23 protein-coding genes are annotated in these 18,456 nt (G+C 60.6%); 11 read left to right on the top strand and 12 right to left on the bottom strand.

The window, feature by feature from the left end; all coding sequences use genetic code 11:
• Positions 1 to 33 precede the first annotated feature (33 nt).
• Genes C0Z18_RS09840 through C0Z18_RS09820 form a run of 5 tightly spaced genes read right to left on the bottom strand, consistent with a single transcriptional unit; the run spans position 34 to position 3,595 of the window.
• Positions 34 to 324, bottom strand: coding sequence for a DUF1330 domain-containing protein (locus C0Z18_RS09840; RefSeq protein WP_233217254.1), 291 nt, complete (start codon positions 322 to 324; stop codon positions 34 to 36).
• The gene (locus C0Z18_RS09835) at positions 321 to 668 is read right to left on the bottom strand and encodes a non-heme iron oxygenase ferredoxin subunit (protein WP_102645209.1); all 348 of its coding nucleotides are present in this window, start codon (positions 666 to 668) and stop codon (positions 321 to 323) included. The genes C0Z18_RS09840 and C0Z18_RS09835 overlap by 4 nt, the downstream gene beginning before the upstream one ends.
• A gap of 12 nt (positions 669 to 680) precedes the next feature.
• A complete protein-coding gene (locus C0Z18_RS09830) occupies positions 681 to 1,214 on the bottom strand; it encodes an aromatic-ring-hydroxylating dioxygenase subunit beta (RefSeq protein WP_102645208.1) in 534 nt (177 codons plus the stop codon).
• Positions 1,215 to 2,474, bottom strand: coding sequence for an SRPBCC family protein (locus C0Z18_RS09825; RefSeq protein ID WP_102645207.1), 1,260 nt, complete (start codon positions 2,472 to 2,474; stop codon positions 1,215 to 1,217).
• 11 nt (positions 2,475 to 2,485) lie between these two features.
• Entirely contained in the window at positions 2,486 to 3,595 is a 1,110-nt protein-coding gene (locus tag C0Z18_RS09820; protein WP_102645206.1) for a 3-deoxy-7-phosphoheptulonate synthase, read from the bottom strand.
• A gap of 193 nt (positions 3,596 to 3,788) precedes the next feature.
• Here C0Z18_RS09820 and C0Z18_RS09815 point away from each other — a divergent pair, with 193 nt between their 5' ends.
• The gene (locus tag C0Z18_RS09815; RefSeq protein ID WP_102645205.1) at positions 3,789 to 4,214 is read left to right on the top strand and encodes an acyl-CoA thioesterase; all 426 of its coding nucleotides are present in this window, start codon (positions 3,789 to 3,791) and stop codon (positions 4,212 to 4,214) included.
• A gap of 43 nt (positions 4,215 to 4,257) precedes the next feature.
• Here the strand turns inward: C0Z18_RS09815 and C0Z18_RS09810 are convergent, their stop codons facing one another.
• The 3 genes from C0Z18_RS09810 to C0Z18_RS09800 all read right to left on the bottom strand — a co-directional run bounded on the left by C0Z18_RS09810 (position 4,258) and on the right by C0Z18_RS09800 (position 8,608).
• Complete coding sequence (locus C0Z18_RS09810) at positions 4,258 to 4,620, bottom strand: response regulator transcription factor (RefSeq protein ID WP_233217253.1); 363 nt, start codon at positions 4,618 to 4,620, stop codon at positions 4,258 to 4,260.
• A 289-nt stretch (positions 4,621 to 4,909) separates the two neighbouring features.
• The gene (locus C0Z18_RS09805) at positions 4,910 to 5,851 is read right to left on the bottom strand and encodes a LysR family transcriptional regulator (RefSeq protein WP_102645203.1); all 942 of its coding nucleotides are present in this window, start codon (positions 5,849 to 5,851) and stop codon (positions 4,910 to 4,912) included.
• 273 nt (positions 5,852 to 6,124) lie between these two features.
• Positions 6,125 to 8,608, bottom strand: coding sequence for a GcvT family protein (locus C0Z18_RS09800; protein WP_102645301.1), 2,484 nt, complete (start codon positions 8,606 to 8,608; stop codon positions 6,125 to 6,127).
• A gap of 300 nt (positions 8,609 to 8,908) precedes the next feature.
• On the opposite strand from C0Z18_RS09800, the gene C0Z18_RS33160 reads away from it, so the two are divergent.
• Entirely contained in the window at positions 8,909 to 9,082 is a 174-nt protein-coding gene (locus C0Z18_RS33160; protein ID WP_199189422.1) for a hypothetical protein, read from the top strand.
• 109 nt (positions 9,083 to 9,191) lie between these two features.
• Here the strand turns inward: C0Z18_RS33160 and C0Z18_RS09795 are convergent, their stop codons facing one another.
• Positions 9,192 to 9,488, bottom strand: a complete 297-nt coding sequence (locus tag C0Z18_RS09795; protein WP_102645300.1) for an addiction module antidote protein — start codon at positions 9,486 to 9,488, stop codon at positions 9,192 to 9,194.
• A gap of 2 nt (positions 9,489 to 9,490) precedes the next feature.
• On the bottom strand, positions 9,491 to 9,787 hold the full coding sequence (locus C0Z18_RS09790; RefSeq protein ID WP_102645299.1) for a type II toxin-antitoxin system RelE/ParE family toxin: 297 nt from the start codon (positions 9,785 to 9,787) through the stop codon (positions 9,491 to 9,493).
• A gap of 378 nt (positions 9,788 to 10,165) precedes the next feature.
• Between C0Z18_RS09790 and C0Z18_RS09785 the strand changes: the two genes are divergently transcribed.
• The gene (locus C0Z18_RS09785) at positions 10,166 to 10,792 is read left to right on the top strand and encodes a LysE family translocator (protein ID WP_102645202.1); all 627 of its coding nucleotides are present in this window, start codon (positions 10,166 to 10,168) and stop codon (positions 10,790 to 10,792) included.
• A 72-nt stretch (positions 10,793 to 10,864) separates the two neighbouring features.
• Complete coding sequence (locus tag C0Z18_RS09780; RefSeq protein ID WP_408646981.1) at positions 10,865 to 11,764, top strand: oxidoreductase; 900 nt, start codon at positions 10,865 to 10,867, stop codon at positions 11,762 to 11,764.
• A 271-nt stretch (positions 11,765 to 12,035) separates the two neighbouring features.
• Here C0Z18_RS09780 and C0Z18_RS09775 read toward each other — a convergent pair whose 3' ends face one another.
• Together C0Z18_RS09775 and C0Z18_RS09770 are read right to left on the bottom strand one after the other, a co-directional pair.
• Positions 12,036 to 12,248, bottom strand: coding sequence for a type II toxin-antitoxin system MqsA family antitoxin (locus tag C0Z18_RS09775; RefSeq protein WP_102645201.1), 213 nt, complete (start codon positions 12,246 to 12,248; stop codon positions 12,036 to 12,038).
• Positions 12,245 to 12,928, bottom strand: a complete 684-nt coding sequence (locus tag C0Z18_RS09770; protein ID WP_102645200.1) for a hypothetical protein — start codon at positions 12,926 to 12,928, stop codon at positions 12,245 to 12,247. The genes C0Z18_RS09775 and C0Z18_RS09770 overlap by 4 nt, the downstream gene beginning before the upstream one ends.
• 129 nt (positions 12,929 to 13,057) lie before the next feature.
• Here C0Z18_RS09770 and C0Z18_RS09765 point away from each other — a divergent pair, with 129 nt between their 5' ends.
• From C0Z18_RS09765 to C0Z18_RS09735, 7 genes are all read left to right on the top strand, one after another.
• Positions 13,058 to 13,372, top strand: coding sequence for a cellulose synthase (locus tag C0Z18_RS09765; RefSeq protein ID WP_102645199.1), 315 nt, complete (start codon positions 13,058 to 13,060; stop codon positions 13,370 to 13,372).
• A gap of 6 nt (positions 13,373 to 13,378) precedes the next feature.
• Positions 13,379 to 13,675 carry a hypothetical protein gene (locus tag C0Z18_RS09760; protein ID WP_102645198.1) on the top strand — a complete coding sequence of 99 codons (297 nt, stop codon included), beginning with the start codon at positions 13,379 to 13,381 and terminating at the stop codon, positions 13,673 to 13,675.
• Between the two features lie 39 nt (positions 13,676 to 13,714).
• Positions 13,715 to 13,942 (top strand): hypothetical protein, encoded by a 228-nt coding sequence (locus C0Z18_RS09755; RefSeq protein WP_233217252.1) that lies wholly within the window; start codon positions 13,715 to 13,717, stop codon positions 13,940 to 13,942.
• 152 nt (positions 13,943 to 14,094) lie between these two features.
• The gene (locus C0Z18_RS09750) at positions 14,095 to 15,669 is read left to right on the top strand and encodes a hypothetical protein (protein ID WP_102645196.1); all 1,575 of its coding nucleotides are present in this window, start codon (positions 14,095 to 14,097) and stop codon (positions 15,667 to 15,669) included.
• Positions 15,670 to 15,678: 9 nt separating this feature from the next.
• Positions 15,679 to 15,972, top strand: a complete 294-nt coding sequence (locus tag C0Z18_RS09745; RefSeq protein WP_102645195.1) for a DUF2523 family protein — start codon at positions 15,679 to 15,681, stop codon at positions 15,970 to 15,972.
• A gap of 3 nt (positions 15,973 to 15,975) precedes the next feature.
• Entirely contained in the window at positions 15,976 to 17,073 is a 1,098-nt protein-coding gene (locus C0Z18_RS09740; protein ID WP_102645194.1) for a zonular occludens toxin domain-containing protein, read from the top strand.
• Positions 17,074 to 17,261: 188 nt separating this feature from the next.
• Complete coding sequence (locus tag C0Z18_RS09735) at positions 17,262 to 18,425, top strand: type II secretion system protein GspD (protein ID WP_233217251.1); 1,164 nt, start codon at positions 17,262 to 17,264, stop codon at positions 18,423 to 18,425.
• Positions 18,426 to 18,456: the final 31 nt, after the last annotated feature.

The following is an 18,456-nucleotide window of genomic DNA, read 5'->3' as shown; positions in this document are numbered from 1 at the left end:
TTCTCCTGTGATGTGGGAAACGCGGGCCGGGCGCTATACGCCCGGCACCGCGATCGACTGCGTCCGCGCCGCCTCGAGACGCAACAGCCGTGCGCGCTGGTACTCGGGCGAGGCATGCCAGCGGTGCACGGTCTCGATGTCGTCGAACTCGAGCACGACCACCCGCCGCGGCTTCCATTCGCCCTCCAACACGACCACATCGTCGCTGCGCGCCAGCACGCGGCCGCCGTGCGCGGCGATCGTCGGCACGCCCGCCTGGCGATAGGCGGCGAGGCCGTCGGGGTCCAGCACGTCCACGTCCACCACGACATAAGCGCTCATCATTGCTCTCCCGATTGCGCCGAGACGTCGTCCGTCTCGAGTTGCAGCAAGATCCTGGCGTTCTCGATTTTCACGGGATAGGTCCGGATGCAACCCGTCACGGGCGCGCACATCGCCATCCCCGTGCGCACGCTGAAACGCCCTTGATGAAGCGGACACTCGATCTCGTCGTCGAGCAAAAAGCCATCGGTTAGGCGTGCCTCGCCGTGCGGGCACCGGTTATCGGTCGCGAAAATTTCATCGCCGACCGCGAACAGCGCGATGTCCCGCCCGGCGACGTACACGCCCGCCAGACCCTCGGCACGCACGACGTCCGGATCGACGACATCGATCCACTCGTTGCTCATAGCGCGCTCCCGTCAGATCGGATAGATGATCGAGTTCGGAACCATTTCGCTGTCGTACACGCAGATGCGCGACTCGAACCGCAGCCCCTGTTCCGTGCGACGGATGCGATCGATGTAGAAGCCCGCGTTGTAGACGTCCGTTGCCTGTTCCGACTTCGTGCGCAGCACCGCGTAGTTCGTCCGCGCCTCGATGACCGAATCGTCGATGTAGGTGATGAGCGGCGTGCCGATGATGTGGCGCTGATAGTACGGATCGAAGAACAGCGTTTCCTTGATGCCGTACACGCGATCCTTCAGCATCCCCTTGCTTTCGAAGGCGAGCAGCGCGAGCGGAAGACGCCGCTCGTGGTTCTCGCGCGGCACGAGCTCGTAGCGGCAGACCTCTTCGAAGAACTCGGGCCACGCGTCCCAATCGCCGGTGTCGAGCACCGACGCATAGCGTGCGTTGAGCTCGACGAGGGCATAGTAGTCGGCGAACGTCACTTCCGTCGCGCGCGGCGCGTTCGCCTGAGCATGAACATGAGCCAATGTGGCGATCGTCGTCATTTAGGCCTCCATCACTTTGCGCCAGTATTCATACATACCGCGCACGAGGGTCTCGCTGACCATGTGATCGGTGTGATCGTCCACGCCGCGTCCACCCAGTTCGTTGTAGACGTTGCCCTCCGGGATATGGTCGAAGTTTTGCTGCACGCACTCGATGACTTCCCCGTCGTCGGCCGACACGAAGCCGGCCGGACCGAACAGATTCGCCTGCCGCAAACGCCGGCGCGTCATTTCCTCGTCATCGGTTTCGAATCCGAAGTGGGTCCAGACGTAGTCGAACACGCCCGGGCTCACGGGACGGATGCGCCGCGTCGAAAGCGCGTTCACCTGCTGCTGGATGATCACGCTCGGCATCAGCGTCAGCATGACGACCGTCGGATCGCCCCACCAGGGTTCATGCACCACATCGAGGAAACGATCGTCGTGCAGCGTCATACGCTCCTTGAAGCTCGTCACGTTGTGCGTCACTTCACCGCCGCCGCCGCCGCTGCGAATCGAGATCATCGCGCCGTGCCGGTGATGCGCATCGGTCACGAGCTGTGCCGGATTGTCCGCGCGCCAGAGCCCGAAATTGACGAACCACGTATGCAGCAGGCCGGCGTGATACGGGTCTTTGATGTTCTCGACCATCAGTTTCCAATTGCTCGGCACGCGCTGGCGCGTATAGCCGAGCAACGTGAGCTTCGGGCCGTGAAAAAGGCGGTCGTAGTAATGCAGGATCTTCGGGCCGAGGAAATCCTCGAACGATTCGACGTCCTGGTCGAACGACGCGAACACCGCCCCGCCGCGCGTCGACACGCGCAACCGGCGCAACGAATGCTGGCTCGGATCGAACTCGGGCGGCATGCCGCCGTTGATCTTGCCCGCTTGCCGCACGCCGCGCCGGAACGGCACGCCGATCAGGTTGCCCTTCAAATCGTAGTTCCACTGGTGATACGGGCAGTGGAAGTCTTTCGCCTTCCCGGCCCGCTCGCGGCAGAACTGCATCCCGCGGTGCGCGCAGGCGTTTTCGAAGACGACGACTTCGTTGTCCTCGGTCCGCGTCATGATGACCGAACGTTCGCCCACTTCGGTGCGCTGGAAGTCGCCCGGCGCCGGCACCTCGGCTTCGAGGCCGATATAGCACCAATGCTTGCCGTAGAAGAGCCGCTCCAGCTCTCGTTGATAAAGCTCTTCGCTCGTATAGGCCGCATACGGCGTTCTGCTGGCGCCTTCCCCCTTCCAGTCGAGGGTGTGCGCAATATCGTTCGGTGCGTTCAAGACAACTCCTTTTAGTAAGACACAGCGTCGATGGCAATGCCGGGGATGCGCCGTGCGACGAAGCCGGAGTGCGATCGCCGGCGTGCCGCGATCGCGGCGGAAAGCTGCTCGATGACCTGGGCGGTGTCGTTCCAGCCGAGACACGCGTCCGTCACGCTTTGACCGAAAACGAGCGGACGGCCCGGCACGATGTCTTGCCGCCCCTCCACGAGAAACGACTCGAGCATCACGCCCGCGATCGCTCGTTGGCCCGCTTCCAGTTGCGAGGCCAGGTTTTCGCAGACGTCGAGTTGGGCGCGCGTCTGTTTGCCGCTATTGCCGTGACTGGCGTCGACGACGACGAACGGCGGCATGCGCGCCTCGCTGAGCGCCGAACATGCGCTCGCGACGCTTTGCGCGTCGTAGTTCGGTGTTTTGCCGCCGCGCAGCACGACGTGCGTATGGGGGTTGCCCGTGGTGGCCACGACCTCGATGCCGCCGCGCTCGGAGGGCCGCAAGTAACGGTGCCCAGCGCGCGAAGCGAGCGCTCCGTCGATCGCGACCTTGACGTTGCCGTCCGAGCCGTTCTTGAAGCCGATCGGCGCGCCGACGCCGGAGGCCGCCTGCCGATGGATTTGCGACTCGGTCGTGCGCGCGCCGATGGCGCCCCAGGAAACGAGATCCTCGAGATACGGCGTGATGATGGGGTCGAGAAATTCCGTCGCCGCCGGCACGCCCCGCGCATTGACGCCGAGCAAGATGCCGCGCGCCATCCGCAGTCCTTGCTCGATCTGGAAGCTGTCGTCGAGCCTTGGATCGTTGATCAAACCCTTCCAGCCGCCGCGCGTGCGCGGTTTCTCGAAGTACACGCGCATGACGATCTCGAGCGTGTCCGCGTGCCGCGCGCGCAGCGGGGCAAGGCGTCGAGCGAACTCGAAGGCCGCCTCCGGATCGTGAATCGAGCATGGCCCGACGATCAGGGCCAAACGATCGTCGTCGCCCGCGAGGATGCGTGCGAGGGCGTGGCGCGTATCGTCGACGAGGCGGGCGGAGGCCACATCGCGCGGCAACTCACTGCGTAACCGGCCCGCGCCGACCACCGCCGCTCCACTTGCCGAGGATGCCTGAACCGATCTATCCATGTTGACGCTCCGCTCTCGTTTCGCATAGTCGATTTACGGCGGCAATTAGAACTTGATAAACGTCAATTTGATACTGTCATTTATAGCAGACATCCGGCATCTGCCATTTCCAACAGTTTCGCGAGTGAAAAATTGCCATTAAATTCTCACGCACCCAAGGTCGCCTTCGACCTCACCACCAAGGGAGCGCGTCATGACGAAAAAATGCTACGAAACGAATATTGCCGTGAAGTATCGGGAGACGGATGCGACTGGCCATGTCAGCAGCCCCGTTTATTACGATTATTTGCAGCATGCCTATCTCACCTACATGCATGATTTGCTGGGCTTGCCGCACTCGGCAAAATTGCCGCATATCATGGTCAAGACTTCGTGCGAATATTTGAAACCGGCGCAATACGGCGACACGATTACGGTGCGCAGCAGCGTGACGCGATTCGGCTCGAAGAGCTTCGAGTTGGAGCATTTGATGGTTCGCGACGGCGCCCCGCAAGACGAGGATGCGATCGTTGCGCGGGCCTATTCGACGCACGTCATGTACGACTACGAAAGCCACTCGACGCAGGCCGTTCCGGAAGAATTCAAGTCCCGCGTGCTCTCGTTTCAGGGTGCGGTCTGACACTATGCGAGCGGGGTGCCGTCGGCGCCCCGCCCCGCGCTCGCTACGCGAATTCGATCAAACCTCTTTGCATCGCTTTCACCACCGCGTTCGTCTTGTTCGATGCCCCGAGCTTGACGATGGAACGGGCGATATGAAAATTGATGGTGCGCTCCGTCAACCCAAGAATCAAACCGATCTCGTACGACGTCTTGCCTTCCGCCGCCCAGCGCAAAACTTCGCACTCGCGATTGCTCAATACGGCCTTCGAAGCAAAGTGTGTTTCCAGCGCATTCGAAATCATTCGAACCTCCCACCGCTTTCGCCCAAGAAAACTACCAAAAAACGCAGGAATTGGATCGCAAACCATGGTTTCATGAGGCCCTCGAATGCCAATAATAAAAATTATATTAAACAGCAACCGCACGAGAACGCATCCCATGCCAATGGGAGCGATTTTTCAACGATCGGATAGACGAGCAGGAATGTGACTGTTGCCACGAACGCCGGATAATCGCCAAGGGCTATCCGGCTCGGGCAATCCGACGGGATTGCCGCACTGCAACCTCACGCACCCAGCATACCCAACCGGTAATTCCTCCGGAAGAGCGCGAAACGCAATATATCCTTGAGTACGACGCAATCTGGGCGGAATCGAGCTGCGCCGCCCGCGAATCGCGCTTGCTGCACCGCGGGTCAGGAGTGCGACAGGCCGCTCAATGGCACCCCTGGGAGGCGTCGCATAGATCGGGCTCCATCGCGCTTCCATCCGGCGGCGCACAGACGCGCCGCATGCAATCGCGCAGCCATCGATGCGCGGGATCGCGATCGAAGCGCGGGTGCCAGATCTGAGAGACCGTCAAGCAAGTGGTCGGCACCGGCAGCGGGAAACTGAACATGCCGCCGCGCGACTTTTCGGTTTGGCGCTCCGGTATATTCGCCACGAGGTCGGAGTCGCGTGCGAGCGCAAGCGCGGCGGGAAAGCTCGAGACGACAGTCATGACCTCGCGCTCGAGGCCGGCCCGGCCGAGCTGTTCGTCGATTACGCCGTTCGCGAGGCCGCGTCGGGACACGCTGATATGGCCGAACGAAGCGTAACGCGCTGCTGTGATCTCACCTTGGCACAACGGATGCCCGGCTCGGACGACGGCGATGAAGCGGTCGCGAAACAGGGCTTGGACGCGCAATTCCGGGCCGGAATGGCCGATCACGCCCACTTCGAGATCGAGTTCGCCGCTTCGCAGCGCATCGACATGCTTGTCGTGCTTGGGCGCGAACCGCAAACGCACGTGCGGTGCCGTGCGAGATAGTTGTGCGAGCAACTGTGCGGCGAAGGTTTCGACGAAACCGTCGTTCGCGCGGATCGAAAACGTACGCTTGAGCGTATGCAGATCGATGTGCTCCCCGGGGCACAACACGGCTTGCGCCTCTTCGACGACGGCTCGCACTCTCGCACGCAACTCGATCGCGCGCGGCGTGGGCACGAGATCGCGCCCCGCTCGAACAAGGAGGAGATCGCCGGTCATGAGGCGCAGCCGAGCCAGCGACCGGCTCAAGGCCGACGGGCTGAGTCCAAGGGTATCGGCCGCACGCAGCACGCTGTTTTCGGACAGAAGCGCGTCGAGGACGACTAGCAGATTGAAGTCGGGGCTCACCATCGTTGTGCCATTAGTTCCGAATGGCCATGCATCTCGTCTCGAGCCGGCACGCATTGCCGCTTGCGCGGCGACGTGCTCGGTGCATCGATCAGCACGGTTTGCCGCCGGACAGCAGCAATCTTTCGAAACACTAACTTTCGGCAGTTTTTAACGCAAGACTTGCTTATTCGGCTTTTTACGAATCCGCAACTAGACGTTGCCCGAGATAGATGGAACGTTACGTCCATTTTTTAAATGAATCGGGCGTTCCTAATTCAACGCCCCTGACAAAATTCACGCTGAATCTCTCATGCAATTGGACGCCGCTACGCAAGGCGCCTTCATGTGCAGCGTCGCATCGAGCCGCTCTCCCGCTAGATCGATGTGGTATCGGCCGGTAGAGAGATAGACGTCGTCGATCGGGCGGCCCTGGGCACCGACATAGCCGAGCGCCACGGGACACCCGAGGGTGTGACCGAACGCGGCCGAGCTCACCGAACCAACAGGCTCACCATCGCGCAAAATCGCCTCGCCGCCCCAGAGCATCTTGTCCGGATGACCATCGATGGTGAAACCGACCAGACGCCTCATCAACGGTTGGTTTCGATATGCGAGCAGTGCCTCGCGTCCGCGAAATTCAATGTCTTCATCGAGCTTGCAGGCGAATGCCAGCCCTGCTTCGAACGGATTGCGCTCGGGCGTAAGCTCTCGGCCCCACGCTCGATAGCCCTTTTCGATTCGCAGCGATTCCAATGCGTAATAACCGGCATCGATGAGACCGAATTGCTCGCCGGCGCCGTGCAGCGTTTCATAGACGCCGACAGCAAACTCGACCGGAACATACAGCTCCCAGCCGAGTTCCCCGACATAGCTGCGCCGCAAAGCAAGGACGGTGGCATAGCCGAGATCGACTTGCCGGCATGCACCGAAGGGAAACGCCTCGTCGGAGAAGTCGGTGCTAGATACACATTGCAGCAATGCACGCGCGAGCGGTCCCATCAAGGCCAGCACGGCATATTGGCCGGTCACGTCGACCGCGATGCAATGCCGGTCGATCGGCACATGGCGTTCGAGGTAGGCGAGATCGCGCGTCGACTGGGCCGATCCGGTGACGAGCAGATACTGGTCCTCGGCGAGACGCAGCAGCGTAACGTCCGATTCATAGCCGCCGCGCTCGTTGAACATGCCGGTGTACACCGACGTGCCGGGCTCGACGGCGACATCGTTCGCGAAGAGGTATTGCAGCACCGCTTGCGCATCGCGCCCCTTGATCAAGAGTTTGCCGAACGAGGACAGATCGAACAGCGCGACGCGCTCCCGGCAGGCTCGATGCTCCGCCGCGCTCCAGGCATGCCAGTTTGGCCGACCGAAGCCGTATTCGATGATCGGCTCCACGCCGGCGGGTGCAAACACGTTCGCCCGCTCCCAGCCCATCTTGCTGCCGAAGCATGCGTTTCTATTGCGCAGGGCGCCGTAAAGCGGTGAGCGGCGCAGGGGACGCGCCGTCTCCAACTCCCGATTCGGCCAGGGCATCGCATAGTGCAAGCCCAGCGTTTCTTTCACGCGATCGTGCAGCCATGCGTCGTTGCCGTTGAAACGCGCGAAGCGGCGAATATCCACGGGCCATAGGTCCATGGTCGGCTCGCCGGCCATGATCCACTCGGCGAGTGCCATGCCCGCGCCGCCGGCCGACGCGATCCCCATCGAATTGAACCCGGCGCCGACGTAGAAGTTCTTGAGCTCCGGCGCTTCGCCCAAGATGAAATGATTGTCGGGCGTGAACGATTCGGGGCCGTTGTAGAACTGGCGCACGCCGGCCGATTCGAGCGCGGGCACGCGTTCCAGCGCGTTGTGCATGAGAATTTCGAATTGATCCCAATCGTCGGGCAGCAATTGAAATTCGAAGTCGTCGGGAATGCCGTCCATACCCCACGGTTTGGCATTGGGCTCGAAGCCGCCCATCACTAAGCCGCCCACTTCCTCTTTGAAGTAGATGAAGCCATCGGGATCTCGCATGACGGGCAGATCGGGATGAACGCCGGGCACGGCCCCGGTGACGATGTAATAGTGTTCCGCAGAGAAAAGCGGGACGGTCACCCCGCATAGCCGCCCGATGGCCTTCGCCCATTGACCGCCGCAATTGACGACGATGTCGGCGCCGATCGTTCCCGCCGTGCCGTCCTTAGCCTGCCACGCAACGCCCGTTGCTCGTCGGCCCGCATCTGAACGCTCGGTGCGAATGCCGGTGACCCGCACGTTTTCGACGATACGCGCGCCGCGCATCCGTGCGCCGCGAGCGAGCGATTGGGTGAGATCGGTCGGATTGGCTTTACCGTCTCCCGGCAGCCACACCGCGCCGTGCAAATCGCCCGTATGCATCGGCGGCCAAAGCTCGCCGGCCTGCTTCGCCGAGACGATCTCGCAAGCCACGCCATACGCCTGTGCCGTTGCGGCCGTGCGTTGCAGTTGCGTCATCCGCTCGCGGGTGCGTGCGACCGACAACGATCCGCATTGCTTCCAGCCCGTGGCGAGCCCGGTCTCCCCTTCCAAATCGGCGTAGAGCTGCGTCGAATAGCGGATCAATCGCGTCATGCTTTCTTGCGAACGCAATTGACCGACGAGCCCGGCCGCGTGCCACGTCGTGCCGCACGAGAGCTGGCCTTGTTCCAGCAGCGTGACGTCGGACCAGCCGGCTTTCGCTAGGTGATAAGCAACGGAGCAGCCGATGATGCCGCCGCCGATGATTACGACGCGCGAATGCGAAGGAATGGATGTCATGGCGTGAAGATAAGCGGGCGAGAACACAGTCGGCCCAGGGGCCGCGTCGAAGGAGTCGACGCGCATAATGCCACTTATCGCCACATTTTGCCACATTGATTATACGGCGAGGGATCGGCTGACGTTGCAAGGGACCGACGCGCCTCTGGGCAGGTTCGGCAAGCTCGGCACCAGTGTGGTCGCACGCGCGCTCGACCTAAACGGCAATGCGTCGATGCAACAAGACGACCTCAATTAGGCCGATGGTGTCGAGGGCTCTTAGCCGTCGAGAACGATGGAGCAATCCTGCGAGTCAATGCGTTGGGCAACATCAATGACCAATTCGGCATGGGCAGCGTCGTGACGGCGGGCGGACTAGTTGGCGTGAATCGCGGCACGATCGAATATTCGAGCAGCGCGGCGAATATGGCCTCGGGAACGGTGGGAGATGTCACGACAGCTCAAATGAGCCAGCCTTCCTCGTTCGCCAGATAGGACTTCGGCCCGAACGGTGTATGGGCCATGCCGGCGCACGCTAGTCATCACGTCCTGCGATGGCAGCGGCAGTTTGCGAACGACGGTGGAGACTTTTCGGCGCCGCGGGTCACGCAGTCAATGGCTCAGGATGCAAACGAAGGCCGAGCGCGCGCAGGACTTTGAGCATCGTGGAGAAATCCGGGCTGCGCTCCCCGGATAGCGCCTTGTACAGACTCTCTCGAGAAAGTCCGGCGTCGCGCGCAATCTGCGTCATCCCTCGGGCGCGGGCCACATCGCCCAACGCCCTGGCGATGAATGCAGCATCGTCGCCCGCCTCCTGGAACGCGGCTTCTATATACAGCCGCATTTCCTCTTCGTTGCGTAGATGATCGGCAACGTCATACCTCATCGTAGTCGTAGCCATCTTCAACCCTCCAATTCGCGAGCCATACGCAGCGCTTGTTTGATATCGCTGTCCTGAGTGCTCTTGTCGCCGCCACAAAGAAGCAGAAGAAAAACACCCCGCCTTTCTGTGTAGTACACCCGATATCCCGGACCGCAGTGAACCCTCAACTCGGAGACACCGCAACCGACAGGCCTTACATCTCCCGGATTACCGTCCACGAGGCGTTGAATACGAACCTGAATCTGTGCACGCGCCCGAAGGTCACGCAAGGTATCGATCCAGTCGGCAAATTCGGGGGTAATGCGAAGTTCATTCATGTCGATAGTAGCCACTGGGCTACAACAAATCAAGCTGTGAATGCGCGTGAGCGTCATTTTGTTAGGCGGACATCATTGCCTTGCGTGACGCGTCGATCCAAGGACCGAGGCCATTCCAGCAACGTGAGCGGCGCGACGAGCGGGCTCCTCCGGGTTCTCGTTGCGCGCATTCTGAGGTGAGCGGCCATGCCGAACGGAGCAACGAAAAAAATTAAGCCAAACGGAAGGTTGCTCCGACCGATTGGATGTGAAACGACGGTCCCAATGCCGCTCCGAGCAATCCGGCCGTCACGCAAAGCGAGCGCCGATTCATCCGGTTAGAATGGCCCGGTGCCCTGCTTTCCGGGCGTCTTTCACCATTCCAACAGCGGATTCCCTATGTTCGATCTTTCGACGTTGAGCACATTCGTAGCGGTGGTTCTCGGCCTTTTTCTCATTCCCGGCCCCGCTGTCCTGTTGGTGCTGAGCCGGACGGTACAAGGCGGGCGCAAAACCGGCATCCTCACGGGACTCGGCGTCGCAACGGGAGACTTCGTCCATACGCTGTTTGCGTCGGTCGGATTGTCCGCGTTGTTGATGACCTCGGCGCTGGCTTTCAACGTCGTCAAGATCGTGGGCGCCGTGTATCTCGTCTACCTCGGTGTACGTGCGTTGATGGAAAAGCCGAGCGACCCGTCATTACCCAAAACCGCATCCGTCACGCCCGCCAAGGCCTTCTTCCAAGCGATTCCGGCCGAGGTCCTCAACCCGAAGACGGCGTTGTTCTTCCTCGCGTTCATGCCGCAGTTCGTCCACCCCGAACATGGCTCGACGTTCGTTCAGTTCGCGACGCTCGGGCTTATTTTCGTCGGACTCAGCTCGATTTACACGACGCTCATCGTGCTGTCGATTCGGCCGCTGGGGCGGATGGTCAAGCGCCTTTCGTGGATCGCCCGCTGGCAAGGCAAGATCATCGGCACGATTTTCATTTCGCTCGGGCTCAAGGTGGCGACTCAGCATCGGTGAGCCGGATCATGCGCGGCGCGCGGCATGGGTTGTTTTGACGCTCGCTATCGGAAGTTCTAAAGGCAGCGAATCATGACCACGATGTCAGAAAAACCGACCATTGCCCTTATCGGTCCAGGAGCGATCGGCACGACGGTGGCGGCGGCGCTTCATGAGGTCGGGCGCACACCGGCGATCTTCGGACGCTCGGCGCACGACCGCTTGGAATTACGCTTCGAAGGTGGCGAGGTCGTGGTGCCGGGACCTGTGCGAACCGATCCGGCCACGGTCGAAAACACGTTCGACTTGGTTTTCGTCGCGGTGAAGTCGACGCAGGTGGACGCTGCGGCGCCCTGGCTCGCCGCCTTGTGCAATGAGCGGACCGTCGTCTGCGCGCTGCAAAACGGCGTCGAGCAGAAGATGCAACTTGCGCGGCACGTGCCCGGCAGTACAGTCCTGCCCTCGGTCGTATGGTTTCCGGCCCAGCGCGAGCCCGACGGCTCGGTCCGGTTACGAGGCAACGCGCGTCTTACCCTTCCGGATACGCCTGACGCGCGCCTCGTTCTCGCGGCATTGAGCGGTACACGATGCGCGGTCGACGTCGCGGCGGATTTCGCCTCGGTCGCGTGGCGCAAGCTCCTGCAAAATGCAGTGGCGGGGCTGATGGTTCTGACCGGCCGCCGCGCCGGCATGTACGCTCGAGCCGACATCGCCGAGCTGGCTTTGGCTTATTTAAACGAATGTCTGCAGGTTGCCCGGGCAGAGGGAGCGGCGCTCGGCGACGAGGTCCCGCACCAGATTCTCGACGCGCTCCAAAGTTACCCGGCCGATCTCGGCACTTCGATTCTCGCCGACCGCGAGGCGGGTCGCCCGCTCGAATGGGACATCCGCAACGGGGTCGTGCAGCGATATGGTCGATTGCACGGGGTCCCTACGCCGATCAGCGATCTCGTCGTCCCACTTTTAGCCGCTGCGAGCGATGGTCCCGGCTAGGGCGGCAAATGCCACCGCTGACGTTCGACTCATAGCCCCAAAATGCAACAAGGGCTTAGCCGAAGCTAAGCCCTTGTCTTATTTGGTGCCGGCTGCAGGACTCGAACCCGCCACCTGATGATTACAAAGCTTCGTTGATCGCAAGCAAAAACAAGGGCTTAGATGGAAATGTGGTCTACAAACCCGATCTGGGAGCTGCTCGTTGAGGGCCGCCAGTGCTGGAACCCTCTTGCGTTTGTAGAACGGCGCATATCAACGCCTCCGAAGGCTTTCAGCGCACAGGTAGTTTGTCGACTACCTGCCTGAAGCGGGTAGCCTCTGCGGCGTATCGATCTTGGTCTGCCTTCGTTAGAACACTGTTCCCACACGCATCGCAAAATTGGCCCGTTAGCCGCGGAACGACGGTGGTCTTGCCCTTGTAGGAAAAGGGCACGTCGCGGGTGTCCTGTTTCAACTCAGCAGTTCCACAATCGGGGCACTTCATTTCTCGGTCCCTCTACTGGTCCGGGTGCTTCTACGACCGAGCAATTCTGAGTCACGGGCGGCTTTCAAGGAGGCAAGCTCGGTTGCCGTCTGCTGCTCAAGTTCGCGTTCCAATGCTGCTACGGCGCGATCTAAAACAGGATCGGCCCTGTGCTTCAATAGGTCGCTCAAACGTGACGGCAGCTTCCTTTCTGTTGCTTCTATCACCCCACGCTCTTCAAGCTCCCTCCGTACCTCGTCAACGGCTACGTGGCCGCCCAACAGCTCCGCAGCTTTGTGCCTCAGAGCGTGAGCGCTCAACGCTTGCGATACGTCGGCGGGAAGGTTCGAGCGACGACCGTTTTCCAATTTCACCCGTGCAGCGAAGTATGCGGTCGCGGCAGTCGACTCAGATCGACGTTCCAGAGCAAGGTGGAGCGCTGTTGGCGGGGCGACATGTCCCGCCTCCCAGTCGTCGATGCCGGTCATGGTCCAAAAAGCAAACTGCGGCCATTCGCGGCCCAGCTCTTCAAGCATTACTCCGCTCGGCAACGCGCCGTCCCGGTTAAAAAAGCTGCGCCAGGTCTGAGCCGGAACCCTGGTCCGCTCTTCCATCTCTTTGAACCTCCGCGCGTCCGTGGTCACGGCGCGGATCACTAGTAGGACGCGCTCTCGTATCGACAGCTGATCGGGTGTTGACATGGGCCTCTCCTTGTTCTACATTCGCTTCACGTTGCGCGCTTATATTTAAGCGCGCAACGTGAAGCGCTCAAATTGCTTCTGCACGCTGATTATCCACCGGATCACCAATTTCGCTAAGGGCTGTCACACATGAGCAAGCAAAAACTAACAATTCTTTCAATCAACGTGCGCAGCGGCGTCTCTCAGAAGACGCAGCGCCAGTACACCATCCGCGAAGCGCAATGCATCTTGGAACAAACGGTGGACGGGCTGCAAAACGTTGTCGTCGGTGTCATCAACTTGCCCGAATCGCTGGCTGACCGCCCCGCTGGCGAGTACCTCGCGGAATTCGCGCTTGCGCAAGGCAACGGCCAAGACGCCGGTCGCCTCGTGCCGCGCATCGTCTCTCTTTTGCCATTTGGACTCCCGCGTGCGCAGCCTAAGGCTGACGCTAAGGCGGCCTGATCGGACATGGCTGCGGGTTCCGTTCAGACCATCGCGATCTGTGGCCCTGCGATTGGGCCAATCAATACGGCAGGACGTTCCATTTCGTGCGGCACCGATGCGAGCGGCAACCCGCTCTACGTAACGACGATGCAAGCGTATGTGCTCACGCCGTCGAGCGCTTCGTACATCGATGCCATAGCTCAGCCTTTCGATTATGTGCAGGCGGCTGGCTTTTGGGGATTGGCATTCACCACCGTGATCTCTTTGTGGTTGGTGAGCCATGGAGCGGGCGCGATCGTCAATTTCGTACGTCGCGCCTGATTTTTCGCGGATCAAACCGCACTTTTAGGAGCATTGAAGATGAAGCTGCAACAACTCAAGAAGATCGGTACGCGGTCGGTCGCCGTAGGAGCCGCTGCGGCGGCTATGCAAGCGCATGCAGCCGGTACGGACTTCTCGACCCTGACGACTGGCATCGATTTTTCGACGGTCACGACCGGCGTGCTTGCAGTCGCGGCCACGCTCATCACGGTCTACGTCGCTATTAAGGGCGCAAAGATCCTGATGGGCATGGTTCGCGGAGCGTAACGAAACCGTTCGCGGCGATTTCGCACGGGGGCCGCGGCCCCCGCTTTTATTTGCGGAGGTTTCATGGATACAAACAGCGCTTGGTATCTGGTGATGTTTGTCTTCGGGATGGTCTGTGCGTGGGCCGTGATCGTCGGCTTTAAGGAGTCGTGATGCGCATCAGAAAACTCGTTTTGTTCGTCTCGCTAAGTTGCTTGCTGGGGGCGCAGGTTGTGCATGCGCAGGCGTTGCTCGCACCGGCGGAAAGCTTTGTCATCAATCGAGCGGAGGCGGCCATCATCACGCGCGTGGCAATTTCACGCGGTTTTGCGGCCAACGATCCGCGAATTGCAGCGACGTTGACCGGTATGGGCGAGGCTTCGACGGCGCTTAACATTGTGAGTACGGGGACTGCCGTGGGACTTGGATTCGCCGGTGCGCCGGTTTGGCTAACGATTGCTGCTGGATTGGGAATTCTCGCGGCTGGGTCCGCGCTATACGCGGGTGGCGTTTCGTTGGCGCGGTCGTCCGATGGCAAGACGATTTCAGCGCAACAACCGATGCCAGCGTTGCCGTCATATACCGGACCGGTAGATCAACCGACTGCTCCGGCCGCAGGACAAATGCAGACGCCGTTTGAGTACGGCGTCGGCACTCTCGGGATGCAGGTATATCGGACAAGCGCGTGCATGGCTACCGATGCCGGATGTTCCAAGTATCCGCCAATGCCGTCGCTGACCACGCCCGGTTTGAATTTTGTGCGCGACTCAGAAACGGCGATGTTGGTTCTGCCATCACTCGCTGCTGTGCAGGCATATGACCTGTATGAGCAGCAGTACAACGGCGCTGGCGGAGTGATTGGTGGGGGCACGGCGACGAGCGGCCTCGGATACGACGTAGTAGACGTGTCGGTGAGCTGGCAGCCGAACGCCGACCATACGAATTACACGTTGATGGAAAGTCGGACTTTGACTACTTGGAAGACCGATCTAAACGGAAATCTCTATAAATCCACGGACACGGGGACCCAGCCGGTCACATGGTGGGCGGCTGGGCCTGCGGTGAAACCTATTAGTGGCGGTGACTTGTCGCAGGTGTACCCGCAACTCACCCAGGCGTCGCTCAACCAGCCTTTGGACCCGAGCACCCTTGCGCAGTTGACCAACCAAACATGGCAACAGGCGGCGCAACAGCCCGACTATCAAGGCTTGCCGTATTCGGTCACGCAGCCGGTCAGCCCGCAGGATGTGCAGCCGTGGGCGTTGTCGAATCCTGGTGATATGCCGAACGTTGGCGATCTTTTCACCCCTGCTGCGGCCCCCGGTACGTCGACAGTGACGATCAGCCCAACGGTCCAGCCTGGGCAAGCGTCGTCGCCAAATCCAAGCAGTAGCCCTACGACGAGCGCTGGTAACGACGTGAATGTCGTCAACACGCCGAACGTCAATGTGGTGAACAAGGTGTCGGTCGACCTTGGTAGCGATCCGGGCGTCCAGTCGCCAGCGCTTGAGGCGACGCCAACGATTTCGATGATCCTGTCGCCGCTTCTGAACCTGTTACCCGACCTGAGGCATTGGGCGGTGCCAGCCCACAGTTCGGTTTGTCCGGAGCCGTCGTTTACTGCCTTTGGTCATTCGTTCACGCTGACCACGCAATGCGACTTGGCGGAGTCGAACCGTACGGCTATCTACACAGCGTTCGCCGCGATGTTCACGCTCGCGGCGCTGTTCGTCGTACTGCGGGCTTAAGGAGTCCCTATGTTTGCGATTCTGGTATCTGCCGCGAACGTTGCACTTGGCTTCCTGGTGCGCTCCGTGATCGCGAAGTTCTTGCTGTACTTCGGCCTTTACTTCTTCGTCACCGAGGCCGTGTCTCTATTGCAGTCGGCGAACATCTTGCCATCGGCGGCGTCGCTCGCGGGCGCATTTGGTTCGATCGGTAGCGACGTGTGGTACTTCCTTGACCTGTGTGCGTTCAGCTACGGTGCGCCGCTGTTGGTGTCGGCCTACGTGACTCGATTCATCATCCGGCGATTGCCGATCATCGGGTGAAACATGGCGATCAATGCCTATTGCGGCGTCATGGGCTCGGGCAAGTCGTACGAGGTGGTGCAAGGCCCGCTGCTCGATGCGATTGCCAATGGACGCCGCGTCGTTACGAACGTGGACGGCATCAACGAGGACCGCATTTACGATTACCTTCTTCGCAAGGGGCGCGGAGAGCGATCAAAGTTTGGGGCAGTAGTGCATGTCCGCACGGAGGACATACCGAAGGCTGGCTTCTTTCCGATCGAGCGCGAGTCGTCGGACGGAGCGTCGATCACGCCTGGTTTCGTCCAGCCCGGCGATCTGTTGGTAGTTGATGAGGCGTGGAAGCTATGGGCATCGGACAAGAAGATTTCCGACGAGCACATGGCCTTCTTTCGGATGCATAGGCACTTTACGCATCAGCAGACCGGCGTTGCGTGCGATGTAGTGCTCATGATTCAGGGCATCGGCGATCTTCACCGCAAGCTCAAGGAGGTCGTTGAGCTGTCGTTCCGCATGCACAAGCTCAAATCGCTGGGTCTGTCATCGGGCTATCGAGTCGAGCAGTACGAAGGCTGGAAACAAAACGGCAAGACGCGAGTAGGAACGTATGTCCGCAAGTACAGCAAAGAGATTTTCCCGCTGTACAAGAGCTATGCCGGTGTCGGCGGCAACGAGGCGGTGGTGGACAAGCGTCAGAACGTTCTCAGAAATAAGCGGCTGTGGCTCGTGGTTGCCGTTATGGCTGTGATGCCGATCGTTTCGTTGCGCTTTCTCTGGTCGTTTTTTCATCGCGCGTCACATGGAACGACGGCGGTCGATTCCACCTCGACAGCAACTGCCCACGCGCCGGTATCGTCACCATCGTCGGAACCCGCCGGTGTCGCGGTGAAGCCATCGTTTTCGGAACGTTGGCGCATCGTTGGCAGCTACACCGCACCGGGCCGTTCGTGGGTTGTGCTGGCAGACAACGCTGGGCAACTGCGCATGGAAAGTCCCTCGATGTTCCAAAACACTGGGGTCGTACGCGTTGGCACTGTCGATGGAGAGCGTGTGTCAACGTTTTCTGGCGAGAAGCCCGGTGCAAACAGCGTTGGCCCCGTACTTGGCGGAGCGGCGAAATGAGACGGGCTGCCCTTGTCATGCTTTTAGTGCCCTGCTTGGCTAGTGCCGCTGGCTCGTCCGTCCCAGCGGCGACACTAAATTTGCCGCCGCTGCCGACGTTTGCGTCGGGGTCATCGCTGGGCGCGGTACCGGCTGCTCCGCTGGCCGCGCCTCCGGTTGTACCGCTAAAGATGGGTAACGCGAAGTCCGTGGATCTTCGCTTCGTGAACGTCGCGCAGGTGATCGACCTTGTGTATGCCGACATGCTCCAGTCGCAGTACGTAATCGCCCCCGAGGTGCTGGCCGATACGCGCATGGTGTCGTTCCGGTTCGACCGCTCCAAAGGCGATATTCGCGGAGAACTGAGCGATTTCCTGGCGTCCCTCGGGTTTGGGGTGGTGACGAGAAACGGTGTTGACTATGTGTTCAAGCGCAAGGATGACGAGCAGAAGGAGTTGGACAAGCAAGTGTTCGTGTACGTACCAAAGTATCGGACGGCGGACTATCTAGCGCGGCTCGTTCAGCCGCTTTTCGATGGAAAGTTCACGATGAATCGCACCGTGGCCGCGCCTTCCGGTGCTCGCTCACGTTCGGATGCACCGCCAACGTCGGCCGCAGCAATGGTCGATCAGTCGTCGGACACTTTGGTATTTGTCGGCTCGACCAAAGAAATCGCGCTGCTCAAGTCCGTGTTGCCCGAGGTCGACACGAAAACTGGTGAGGTAGCGATCCGCGCGTGGGTGTATGAGGTGTCGACCGAGAACGATCGCACAACGGGGTTTCAGCTCGCGGCTGGCATCTTAGGCGGGCGATTCGGCATATCCCTCGGTAGCGGCACGGTGGACCAGAGCGCTAACGCCCTTCGATTGCATACCAGCTTCCTTGACGCGGCGATCGCAGCGCTGGATTCGGACAGCCGTTTTCATGTCGTGACTTCCGCAAACCTGCGTGTCGAGTCCGGCAAGCATGGGCGTTTGAATGTCGGGCAATCCGTGCCGGTGATCGGCTCGGTGTCGTATCCGAGCACGAGCGCTGCGCCTGTGCAGGCGGTAACGTACGAGGACGCTGGTGTGATTTTCGACGTCGCTCCAAGCGTTAAGGATGACGTGATCGACACCGACGTGACTGTCGAGATTTCGGACTTCCAGAAGACCAGTACTGGCGTCAATAACTCGCCGACAAAGAACACGCGGAAGTCGGAGACAAGCATGGCGCTTCATGACGGCGAAGTTGTAGTAATGGGCGGACTGAGCCAAGACAAAGACTCGATCGTAACCAGCGGTATTCGCTGGCTCCCGTCGTTTATGGACGGGCGCAACGTATCGGGCTCGCGCTCGGACATCGTGCTTGTCTTGCAGGTATCGCGGATTTAGGCGCGCAAGTCCACCGCGCGTGCGACCGCCT

Source organism: Trinickia dabaoshanensis (assembly GCF_002879885.1).
GTDB lineage: Bacteria > Pseudomonadota > Gammaproteobacteria > Burkholderiales > Burkholderiaceae > Trinickia > Trinickia dabaoshanensis.
The sequence above is the reverse complement of the archived record's forward strand: the minus strand, read 5'-3'. Positions and strand labels throughout refer to the sequence as shown.